At 48.8% G+C, this 7,068-nt stretch carries 3 protein-coding genes and 2 rRNA genes; 2 read left to right on the top strand and 3 right to left on the bottom strand.

What is annotated here, in order from left to right; translation table 11 throughout:
* A 23S ribosomal RNA gene (locus DXT99_RS21010) occupies positions 1–119 on the top strand; the annotation flags it as partial.
* Between the two features lie 111 nt (positions 120–230).
* Positions 231–342 (top strand): 5S ribosomal RNA (gene rrf, locus DXT99_RS21005).
* Between the two features lie 302 nt (positions 343–644).
* Here the strand turns inward: rrf and DXT99_RS21000 are convergent.
* From DXT99_RS21000 to porU, 3 genes are read right to left on the bottom strand one after another with little or no spacing between them, the layout of a single operon-like run.
* On the bottom strand, positions 645–1,934 hold the full coding sequence (locus DXT99_RS21000; RefSeq protein WP_115567552.1) for a M16 family metallopeptidase: 1,290 nt from the start codon (positions 1,932–1,934) through the stop codon (positions 645–647).
* A gap of 17 nt (positions 1,935–1,951) precedes the next feature.
* The gene (porV, locus tag DXT99_RS20995) at positions 1,952–3,067 is read right to left on the bottom strand and encodes a type IX secretion system outer membrane channel protein PorV (RefSeq protein ID WP_115567551.1); all 1,116 of its coding nucleotides are present in this window, start codon (positions 3,065–3,067) and stop codon (positions 1,952–1,954) included.
* A 48-nt stretch (positions 3,068–3,115) separates the two neighbouring features.
* The gene (gene porU, locus DXT99_RS20990; protein WP_246000900.1) at positions 3,116–7,015 is read right to left on the bottom strand and encodes a type IX secretion system sortase PorU; all 3,900 of its coding nucleotides are present in this window, start codon (positions 7,013–7,015) and stop codon (positions 3,116–3,118) included.
* Between the last annotated feature and the right edge of the window lie 53 nt (positions 7,016–7,068).

Raw genomic sequence — 7,068 nt, 5'->3', positions numbered from 1 at the left:
CCGCCCCAAGATGAGATCTCCCTTAAGGGCCGTGGGAGACTACCACGTCGATAGGCCGCAGGTGTAAAGTCAGAAATGGCACAGCCGAGCGGTACTAATTGCCCGAGCGCGTTCTCAAACGTGGAAACACAAGCCGTGAAAACCGGCCCGCTGCTTTCATGCTCTCCCTCTTTCCCAACTAGTCAAATAACTAATACAGCATCATTGCGGTCTGCAATCGCAAGAAAGGCAATGGTGGCTATGGCTCCGGTGAGCACCTCTTCCCATCCCGAACAGAGAAGTTAAGCCCGGACGCGCCGATGGTACTGGGGTCACACCCGGGAGAGTAGGTGGCCGCCAACACCACAACAAGACGCCTCACCCCGATAAAGGGTGGGGCGTTCTTGCTTTATACCCATGCCGGGCGCAGTTGTGAATCCATACCGGGGCAAGCTGTCAGAAGCAGGATTCTTAGCCTTCAAGGATAGGCAGGATGAAATTCATGACCAGTATATCAGCCCCGTTTCATACATGGGCCGATGCGGGGACAGTTCGCGACATTTCCGTAGAAGATGTCGGTAACGCATAGAAAAATTACAGGTATACAAACAGAGAAGCCCCGGCTATAAAGCCGGGGCTTCTCTGTTTTAGGTATTTTGAAATTCTTAACTCTTCCGGCCAGCAACAGCAGTATATAAATCTTCTTCCAGCAAGTATTGTTTCGCCAGGTTTAGAAGTTCGGCAGAGGTTGTTGTTCGGATAGTGGTTACGAAGTTGTTATAATGATTCTGTGGGAGGTCATACAATACGATGCGCTTATAGCGGTCGCACTGGTCGAATATCGTGTTGATGTCGTTAAGAAATTTCCCCAGCATGTAATTCTTAACTGTGCTTAATTCCTCTTCCGGTATCTCTTCCTGCTGTAAGGTTTTTATCTCTTTTACTATCTCTTCTATGGTATTATCTGTAACAGCATAGCCCACATCGGTTCCAATATAAAAGAGGCTGTTCTGTTCTTTGGGTGATATCACAGAGTAAATGCCATAGGTATACCCTTTATCCTCCCTGATGTTTCGCATTAATCTTGAACCAAAGTAGCCTCCAAATACCTCATTTAGCACTTTTAGCTGCAAATAATCTTTGTGGCTGATATGCGGGAAGAGCTTGCCCATGCGGATAGATGACTGCAAACTATCTTCCACAAATACCAGATTTGTCTTCTCAGTGGCTTTAGCCGTTTCTTCCTTTTGTGAAGAGGTATAAGAAGCTTTAGAAGGCTGAATGTTCAGGTGCTGAATTTCCCGCTCCAGGTACCGTTGCATCGTATCATCAATAGCGCCGCAGGCAAATACTTCCAGTTCCTGCGTAATGAACCGGCTCTTATAAAACTGCTGCAAGTCTTCCTTTGTCAGGTTTTCCAGGTCTCCTTCATCAAAACCAAATACATAAGGGTGTTGATCTCCGAACAGCTGTTTTGTGAAACTGTGAGTAGCCAGGTAACTGTTCTTCTGGCGCTGTACTTTTATGTTCTGTGTGGTTCGCTTTTTCAGCAGGTTGTACTCCTCTTCCGGAAATACTGGATTCTGTAGCACATCCAGTACAAGTGGCAATAACTCCTCTACATACTTCGCCAGACAATAAAGTGTGAACTCTGTGCGGTCGTAGCCGTGGTTGTTATCAAAAGATGCCCCGTAAAAAGCTACTTTGTCTGCTATCTGCTTGGCGGTGTGGTTCAGGGTACCCTCCAGCAGCATTTTAGCTGCCAGGTCAGAAGCGCCCGTTTTGTTTTCAAACCACTTACCGGCTTTAAAAACAAAATCCAGCCTGATAACAGGCTGGGTTTCGCTTTTAATTACATGCATGCGCGCTCCATTATTTAAGTTGGTAACTTCTGCTACCTGAAGCGTGATGGCATCTATTTCATATGTTTCTGGTGCTTTTGTTCTATCAAGCATTCTTTACTTTTTAAATTTTACTCAAGGTTAAGAACCAGCGTGAACCGCCAGGTATCTGCTAGCGGGTTGCTTTCGTCACCCGGTATTAAATATGCGCCATCTAAACCGAATTTCTGATAGCGTATCCCTATACCGGTAGAGAAGTACTGTCTTCCGCCTTTATCAGGGTTTTCATAAAAGTAACCGACGCGTGCAGCAAACAACTCGTTATACCAGTACTCCAAACCTGTTGAAATGTTTACTTCTTTCAACTCTTCACTTGCGCCTCCCTCGGCATCTGCGAAGGAAGAAAAGATGCCGCTTACTACACTTTGGTCTGTATTAGCCCCGGGTGAGGGAACTAAGAGTTTGTTTGCATCAACAGCCAATGTAAGCGTATTATAAGCATCCAGGTTATAGGTTAACGCTGTACCTACTTTCAGGTTAGTGGGCAGAAAGCTTTTATCTTCATTTTCAGAATAAGCTATTTTACCGCCTATGTTCGCAATGTTGGCAGCCAGTCCAAGGTTCAGGTTCTGGTTGAGATCTCTGTTATAGTATACTCCTACATCTACGGCAGCTGTATTGCCAGGTTGAGACTCCGTGTTGCTTCCGCTCACATTCACATCACCGGCAAGGTTAGAGTGAATGAAACGACCGGTTACACCAACGCTAAAGTATTCGCTCAGGGCCTGTCCGTAACTCACCGCCACAGCATACTCTTTCGGGTTATAATTCTGTAGCGGGTTCTGGTTTGCATCAATAAACTGTATTTCACCCAGGTCGAAGTACATCAGAGACACTGACAGGGCAGATGTTTCGTTCAGCCTCTTATAGCCAGACAGGTAGTTCAGCGACATGTCGTCCACGATGTTGCTTAACCAGGGAGAGTAGGAGAAAGCAACGCTGAGGTCATTCTGTACAAATCCGAGCTTGGCAGGATTCCAATAAGACGCGTTTGCGTCTGGTGACAAAGCTACACCGGCATCTCCTAAGGCTGCAGCCCGTGAATCGGGGCCTACAGTAAGAATAGGTACAGCAGTGGTTACTGCGCTCACATTTCCTCCGGTAGTAATCTGCGCAAAGGCAGCAGGAGCTGTAAACAAGGCAAGCGCAAATGCTGTAGCCTTAAAAATCTGACTTTTGTTATACATATGAAGGGTAAATAGCTACGTCAAATATAGATATTATAGGTTACTATACTAGTTTAAAATTACAAGTTTCTCAATTTTTGAGGCTTTTGAGCCATCCTGCTGTGATCGGACATTTATCCTATATACATAAACGCCGCGTGCCATCATATCATTGTATTCGTCTCTGCCATTCCATGTTAATTCTGACACATGTGCCTTGCTGGCATAGGCAGTGGTCTGTAACGTTTTGACCAATTTACCAGAGATGGTGTAAATCTCTATTTGAATGTCAAGGTTCTCACCGGCTCTGTTATGGTCAAATTGAAAGGTCGTGTTTGTGGAAAACGGGTTTGGGTAATTTAACACATGCTCTAACGCAACACCGGCATCATTAGATACAAAAAACTCTATATATTCTTCTGAAGAATTATTATGAGTGTCCCAGGCCTTGAGGCGAAGGGAATGAGGACCAGGCTCTAAATTCTTCAGGGTATACTTTACTTTCCCCTTCTGATAGCTGTTCTGCTCTGCCGTATAGTAATCATTCAGCACTATCACGTTATCACGGTTCTCATCCAGAACAGCTGTTATCTCGTGCCCAATGCCTATTCCTGCTGTATTAATGCCGTTGTCATCAAACAAGTCAGCCAGTAGCGTAGTAGTTTTGCCGGTAAGGCCACCGTATACAAATGACTCGTCATCCATGAAGAGCTTTACTGTAGGCGGAACATTATCTGTGGGGACATCCTTTGCCGTGCCGCCTATCACAATAGATTGATTTGCGCCCATGGCATCAGAAGAACTATTGCTGGCATACAGCATGATTTTTCCTGCGCCATAGTGATAGGCAATGTCTTTGGGCACCACAAAAGCTGTTTCAAAGGCTCCCTGCTGCACGCTCACTTTCCCGTCATAAATAATATTCTCACGCACCTGCACCGGTACCTTCTGCGAACGCTCATCACCGAGCGTATAGCGGGTGGTAGGCTTCTCATACACTGTTAACCGCAGGTCGCCGTTAAAGTCTGTTGCTATGGTGCCAGCGCTTGTGGTGATCTGTCCTTTCAGCGTGGTTTTGCTTAGCGCCTGGAGTGTATCTGTAGCAGCCTGGCTGCCATTTATGCTGGTGATCTGGGCCTGAAGCTGCGGGTACGCTAGCTGCAGGGACGGGTCGCTGAGAAGTGAGAAGTTGCGGTTATTTACTCCCGTGGAGCCGCTGATGTTATCCGTAATGCTGTTGTTTTTGGTGTGAAGCACCAGGTCTCCGAGGCGCGGCATACGATTGCCTAAGGGCGTGAAAGCATTCTTGAAGAAGTTTCGGTTCAGTACCCGGTTGCCATTGGAGTAAACAGGGCGGGTGGTTGTGACAAGCCCAATGGCGCCGCCCTCTTCATGGAGCAGAACTACTTCTGCTCCCGATGCCCTGGCCGGATCATCATAGCGGCCGAACTCGCAGGTAGCGGTCAGGAAAAAGGTAAGCTTGTTTTTATTCTTCCAACTACTTATCTGCTGCATCGTCAGGATTTGCTCTGCTGTCCAGCTAACTTCGTTTCCGTGGCCGGTATAGTTGATGATGAGGGAGCCTTGTTCTACTGCTTTATCTATGGCAGAAGAGGCTTCCGGCACCCGCTGGCCGTTCGCAACCGCCTGCTGCGGGTACAGGTCTACATATATTTTGTTGGGCTGATAAGCAGGAAATGTGCTCTCCACATAGTTGGCCAAATGCTCGGCATCATTCTGGTGCTCATTGAAGTCCCCGTCATCGGAAACAAACGTAACCTGGCTGCGCCATTTACCAAAGTGGCTAGGGCTGTCGTAAGAGATGATTTTATCTACCATGGTTGCCGCCTCAGCAACTGTTTTAACCGGTAAGCGCCCGATGCCAATGTCCAGCAGGTGGTCGCCTGATGCATTTTCCGCCCACTCGCCTTCCTCCTCATCTAAAAAGCCAAAGTAATCTTCTGAGGAGTAACTGGTGATAGGGTGCAGCGATTCCCGCGACTCATACACCGGCACAAAGTTGGTGTTGTTGCGCATCCTGTTTTTATAGTCGTAGGACGCGTCGCCAAAGAGCAGAAGGTAAAGTACATCGTCGCCGCTTTTGCTGCTGCGGCTGTGCACCATGCGCATAAAATCACGGATAGCTGTTACATCCTGTGCCCCGGAAGAGAACTCGTTGTATATCTGGGCAGGCGTAAACACCTGCACCTGCATATTGCTGTGCTGCGCCCGGTGAGCCGCCAGTCTGTTTGCTTCCTGCAGAAAGGCCGGGTGCGCCACAATCACAAAATCAAGCGCGCCGTCTGCATTTACGCTGTGCAGGTTCTGGTTAGCTACCTTGCCCACCGCTACTGGTTTGGAGCTGATGCCGCTCTCCTGGAACATCACAAACTCCCGCAGCACATCTGTGGGGGCGCTAAAGCTGCCGTTGCTGATTTCCTGCACCACGGGCTGCAACGGATTGGTAACATCCCAGACAGTGATACCAGCAGGTGCTTCGGCTATCGTAAAATTGCTGACAGGTGCCCCCATACTTGCCACAGACCGGAAACTGGTTTGCGCACCGTATAGTTTTAGCTGGCGCTCATAGTTCAGCTCCAGGTAATTGAGATAACCCAGCGAGGTAGAACTGCCACCAGTGCTGAAATTCAGGTTTACTTTATAATCAGTCGCATTGCCCAAGACCTGCTGATTCGTACTATAGGTTTTAATGCTGTTGGAGCCTTCCGGATGATAGTTATAGGTGCCCCGGCTAGCGATGGATTGCGTGCCCAGGTTATGGCCGTTTAACTGTAAGGAGAAGGAGGAACTGGCGGGGGAGTTGGCCATCAGGAAAGCGGTCAGCTTTACCATTGAGTTCGGCACTACATCAGAAACGGCAAAGGAAAACTCACGGGAGGCGTTAAAGCTACTGAACTCTTCGCCATACCATTCCCGGCCCGAGTACACCATATTCTTCAGGTCCTTTTCGTAAAACAGGCGCTCATTATAGGTGCTGATGCTCCGCGTGGCCCCTGTTGTTTGCCCACGGGAACCAACGCGTGCCCCGGCGGTATGATTTACCCGGAGAAAGTAAAAAGCCGTGTCGGAGTAGACGTTGTAGGTATGTTCAAATTGTTCTTCGGTGGCGTTATAGTTCCAGGTGTGAGGCCCCTGGGCATAGAAGAGTACATAATCGCCATCATCAAACTTTCCGTCAGCTTCACCGGCCACCAGAACAGCGTTCTCCTGCAGGTCATCGGGGCGGGCGGTGCTGTTAGGCTGTGGCAGCATACCTCCTCCGTTGCCATACACCTGAATTTTACCGGGGTCGATGCTTTGTGTGCTGATGCCGAGTTCCTGCAGTACACTTTTATCAATCTTATGTATGCCGGATGCCGTGACGGCCAGTCTATACCACTCTCCGGAGCTAAGCACAGAGGAAGCGGCAAAGCTGCCGGTACCGTGATTGCCTGTAGCACGGGCAAGAGGTGTGTTGGTTTCTTCCGGAGTGTAGGTGTAGCTAAAGCTGACCAGCTTCTCCAGTTGGTTGCTGCCGGGGTTGCGGCGGACAGGAAGTATGGAAGCGATGCTTACCGGCTGTTTATTCTGTGTAGCCCGGCTTATCGGCACCTGTGGCTCGGCAGGAAACAGGTAGTTCCCGAAGAGTCTTTGTTCGGCATCAGCAAAAGGCTGGTATGCTGTTTCTGTTAATGTGAGGCTGCGGGTATTGGGGCCCGGCAATTGCAGGCGGTAATAAGGAAGTCCTTTTACGGGGTCGAGGGAGGCCCCTGCAAAAGTAGGTACTTTGCCGGATGTGCTACGGGTGGGGAGTACTGTTGCCTGGCCCTGCCACTGCAGGGTAACCGTAATAGCAGGCGTTTGAGCCTGTGCCGCTACTGTCAGTAAGCTCAGCAATAGAAGCGTGCATACGTAAACCCATCGGGAAGGCCACATCCACATGATAATCTCCGGTATACTTACTTTCATAAAACTCATACAGCCGTACAAGTGTGCGGCTGTATGAGTTATTTTATCAACAA

The organism is Pontibacter diazotrophicus, from assembly GCF_003367245.1.
Lineage (GTDB): Bacteria > Bacteroidota > Bacteroidia > Cytophagales > Hymenobacteraceae > Pontibacter > Pontibacter diazotrophicus.
This window is presented reverse-complemented; position numbering and strand designations above follow the sequence as displayed.